This window comes from Vibrio sp. A37 (assembly GCF_059777565.1).
In genome coordinates this window covers 1-4,100 of record NZ_JBLNLI010000046.1, presented here as the reverse complement: position 1 = coordinate 4,100, position 4,100 = coordinate 1, and the positions used below count along the sequence as shown (strand labels likewise).

General features: G+C 38.3%; 3 protein-coding genes. 1 reads left to right on the top strand and 2 read right to left on the bottom strand.

Annotation, left to right across the window (positions count from 1 at the left end; translation table 11 throughout):
- Positions 1-237 precede the first annotated feature (237 nt).
- Both ACM2FC_RS23345 and ACM2FC_RS23340 read right to left on the bottom strand, forming a co-directional pair.
- Positions 238-1,197, bottom strand: coding sequence for a hypothetical protein (locus tag ACM2FC_RS23345; RefSeq protein WP_498483436.1), 960 nt, complete (start codon positions 1,195-1,197; stop codon positions 238-240).
- Positions 1,197-2,450 (bottom strand): ParA family protein, encoded by a 1,254-nt coding sequence (locus ACM2FC_RS23340; protein WP_498483435.1) that lies wholly within the window; start codon positions 2,448-2,450, stop codon positions 1,197-1,199. Before ACM2FC_RS23340 ends, ACM2FC_RS23345 begins: the two co-directional genes overlap by 1 nt.
- A 305-nt stretch (positions 2,451-2,755) precedes the next feature.
- Between ACM2FC_RS23340 and ACM2FC_RS23335 the strand changes: the two genes are divergently transcribed.
- Entirely contained in the window at positions 2,756-2,905 is a 150-nt protein-coding gene (locus ACM2FC_RS23335) for a hypothetical protein (RefSeq protein WP_498483434.1), read from the top strand.
- Positions 2,906-4,100 lie beyond the last annotated feature (1,195 nt).

Below are 4,100 nucleotides of genomic sequence, written 5' to 3'. Positions count from 1 at the left end.
TTCACGCCGTGAACGTTATAAGGTACAGCGCAATTTCAAAAGTGTTCACGCCGTGAACGTTATATGGTACAGCGCAATTTCGAAAGTATTCACGCCGTGAACGTTATAAGGTACAGCGCAATTTCAAAAGTGTTCACGCCGTGAACGTTTTAAGGTAAAGCACAATTTCGAAAGTGTTCACGCCGTGAACGTTGTAAGGCAAAGCGCAATTTCGAAAGTGTTCACGCCGTGAACACTCTAGATTGAAATGCCGATATCAGTACAAAAAGTTCTGAATTTCTCAAGGTGCTCTTGATTTAAGTCCTTAAGCTCCAATTTTACTGAACGCTTGTCTTCATTGAACAAGACACGGTAACGTGCTGAATTATCAGATAAATTTTTGAAGTTATTTATTGGCTTTTCTACATTTTTCACTTCATCAAGGATGGCTTGAAAATATTGAGTATTTAACTTAACCGGATCTCTGTCTTCCGTATCAGGCAAGCTGATTTTGCTAATGACCTCGTTAAAGTCTTTAAACTCGCTATCTGAGACTAATTCAAGCCATTTAGATAAATCATCAATGATTTTCTTGCCAATAAATGTTGGGGCAGGGAAGGAGTCTAAAAGTTTTCTTGGTAATCTTGTCGATTTTAAGGCAATACTGACGGTACTTTTATGCTCACCAAAAAGCCTCTCAATATCTGCATTTGACTTGCATTGGCCAGACTCCAATACTTTTTTGTATTTTAGCCCTTTTTCGCAGATCGATATCGTTCTATGAGCATTGCCAATCACCGATAGGCTATTGGCCAGTTCATTATCAAATGGTTTATCACTGACATAAACGAGAAAATCTTTTTGCGCATAGTAGCAAGACATCCTGCGCCTAGACCCCTCTACAACAACGATTTTATTTCCATTTCGAAAACCTAAAGCAGGGTAGAGTAGTTGCCCATCTTTGCCTTCGAGCGTAGAAATAATATCAACTAAGGCATTTTCATTTAACCAGGATTGCTCTCTTTCATTGCCTTCAAAAACGATTGTTTCTTCTAAAATCTTGTTCGACTTTACCGTTTCGAGATTTAGAGTATAAGGAGTAGAATCAAAGATATACTCTAAAGTGGCTTGTTTTTTTTGCATTGACGCTTGAGCCGCTTTAATTCCTTGATCATTGAACCCTGCTACATCTTTTGTGCGTCTTAGTCCTTTTGCCATTAGGAGTCACCATTCACTTTTTCTTGAGAGCGCCAAAACTCATTAGCTTGAGCTTCGATTGAAGAGATAAGAGGCATCATAACGCTTTGTGCTGCGTATAAACTGGTGTTCTTACCTGAATAAAATGAGCCACTAATATCAAAAATTGTCGATAGGTCTTCATTGGTATTAACGACAGGTTCAGAGTAAGTGGTCATATCTAAAACATAGCTGCCTAGGGCTTGTTTAATACTATTCGCGATACGCACTTCGGTTGAAGATCGAGTATTCACTGCACTAGGCAAAATATTGATTGAATCGTAGCCCTCATGCCCGAGCTCCTTCATATATGCGTAAAACTGAGTCAGTTGTTTTAGGTATTTACCCGTACTATCCCTATCGTTCTCCGTTGCCTTCAGCGGAATGATCAATCGATTCGCTACATAGTGTGCGGCGATATTGATCTCGTTCATATGGGGAGGAGTATCGATAAACAACATATCGAAGTCATCTTTGACCGCATCGAGAATTTTAGAAAGGTGTAGGGAAGAAGTGTAGACTTGTCCAGCCTTCGCAGCCTCAATCCCCTTCATTTTAGAATAAAGTTCAAATCTGGTGTCTTCTTCAGATGCAGGCAATATTTTCAAGTTCGGGTAGTTGGTCTCGCAAAATGCACTTTGTACTGCCTGCTGGAACGTTTCACCATCATCCAATTCTAAATCTTCTTCAATGAGCAAATCGCCAACAGAAAGCTGATCTGGGCTCATTTTCGGTAGTAAGATTCGAGTACACGTACCTTGTGGATCTAAGTCAATCACCCCAATTCGATACTCTTTAGTAGCTTCTGAAGCAATACCCGTTGCAAGAGTGGCTGTACAGGTGGTTTTACCAGCCCCACCTTTGAGATTACCAATAACATAAGTGATCATTGATTGATGTTCGGAGCGCTCAAACTTGGGAAAGTCACCTATCGCTCTTTGCAATAAGACTCTATCAAGCAAATTGACTCTCCAAGCACGGCCTGTAGAAGTATTCAACGCCAGTTTTTTTACTAGTGAGTCGAGTTTTGAACTCCCTTGCCTCAAGTTAAGCTTTTCATATATCTCTGATTTATTGAACGTTCTGTAAGGTTTGCCATTTGGAGCTAGATCACCTTCTTCAAACTCATCCAATTCATTAAGAAACAAAGCACGTGATTTAGTTTGCTCTGACAACGCAATGAATGTATCTGACAAATTATGGAGGATCTGCTCGGTTTCAGACGCACTAAACATGTATTGTACTCCTTATCACTTAGTATGAAATTACTATACAACACAATAATTACAAAAACACTTTTAAATTGAATTTTATAATTACATTTTATTTTTAAGGTGATGTTGGTCAATATATGAACGTGATTATTTTAAAGTGATCAGAATTAATGAACGTTTTCTGGAGTAGGGGAGGACGACACTGTGCTCAAATCGAATCCGCGAGAAACGAATGTTATCGGTACTGCATAATAATGACGACTCACCACGTTTGATCGAGAGATGCTTCTTATCTCGGAAGTTATCAGTAGCTTGATGAAGATTGAGTGAGAATTGCTGCAAATCGATGGATTCGTATTGCTTCAATCAGTGGTATTTGCGTGATTGCTTGGCAAGCGCAAGTGGCGTTATCTTTTGGGGGATTCGACGTGACGCGTACTAGAGGTATATGTGGGGCTTTAAATAGAGCCTTATAAATCTGGGCATGCCTGCAGATTAAGTCTCTCTCAGATGTACTGTGGTTTCCTTTTGGACCTACTTTACTTAGTTTTGTAGCCCTATATACAAAGATATTCCGATGCTACTTAATGCTCCCGCTATAAACATTTCTACGACATAACATTTCAGCACCTTAAAAATACTAAAGTCTAGGTGATAGAGCCTCTTAAGTAATGTTTGATAAAGTAGTAGCGATAAGATAGTTGCAACACTGAGTACCCCACAAAAGAGGAGTCCTATTGTTGCGAGTGATTGGACATGGAACACATTCATCACCAAAGAGAGTAGAAGCCCAAGAAATAGACCTATAATGACTTTTATTGCAGCTCTGATTAAAGATAACTTTGTAATTAATATTTTGCTTTGAATATTCAAAGCATATCTATGAGCCAAAACTATCGCGATAGCAGAAGATACAGTGATAACTAGGTAAAGCAAAGGAGCTCCTATCCGGTAATTATTTAGTAGTGTAACTGTAGGAGATCTACGTGGCTTTACTTAGATAAAGAAAAAAATTTATGGTCTTGATCTTGTGGGAAACTGTGTAAACCGAAGGTTTTCCAGTTATCCACATAGGCTATAAGATTTTTATTAGATCTATAAGATCTATAAGATCTATGGTAAGAAAATAGGTCATTAAAAACAATAGGTTACATGTGGATCAGGTAAAGTAAAATGCGGTACTTACAGATCTTAAATGCGGTTATTACCTATTCTAAATGCGTTTAGTACCAATATAAAATGCGTTTAGTACCAATATAAAATGCGATCTGACCGGGATACCTATCAATGTCAGTTAAATACCTATCCTAGATGCGGTATCCGTGTATCTTTTGTTAATACCAATATCAAGTATAAAACGTTTTGATTCAATAGGCTAAATTGGTTTATGTCTATCAGAGTTATCTTATTGATATATAAAAATAAAATTGAAAAAGGAGATTGTAATGGGAAGTATGTTGTGCGAGTACTATCCACGTTCCTATGGCCATTACACGTGCTCTTCATTGAGAGTGTACCTAAGTCAAATGCGGTCACTGTCGTTGGATACTGATTCTACCGCATTTTAGTTCTAGGTTTGGGGCTTACTACCTATTTCAGATGCGATTATTTAGAGATATTACCTAAACTAAATGCGGTAACTGTCGTTAGATACTGATTCTACCGCATTTG

Coding starts and splice junctions, on each gene's coding strand:
- ACM2FC_RS23345 (WP_498483436.1), bottom strand. CDS start 1,197: ATGGCAAAAGGACTAAGACGCACAAAAGATGTAGCAGGGTTCAATGAT.
- ACM2FC_RS23340 (WP_498483435.1), bottom strand. CDS start 2,450: ATGTTTAGTGCGTCTGAAACCGAGCAGATCCTCCATAATTTGTCAGAT.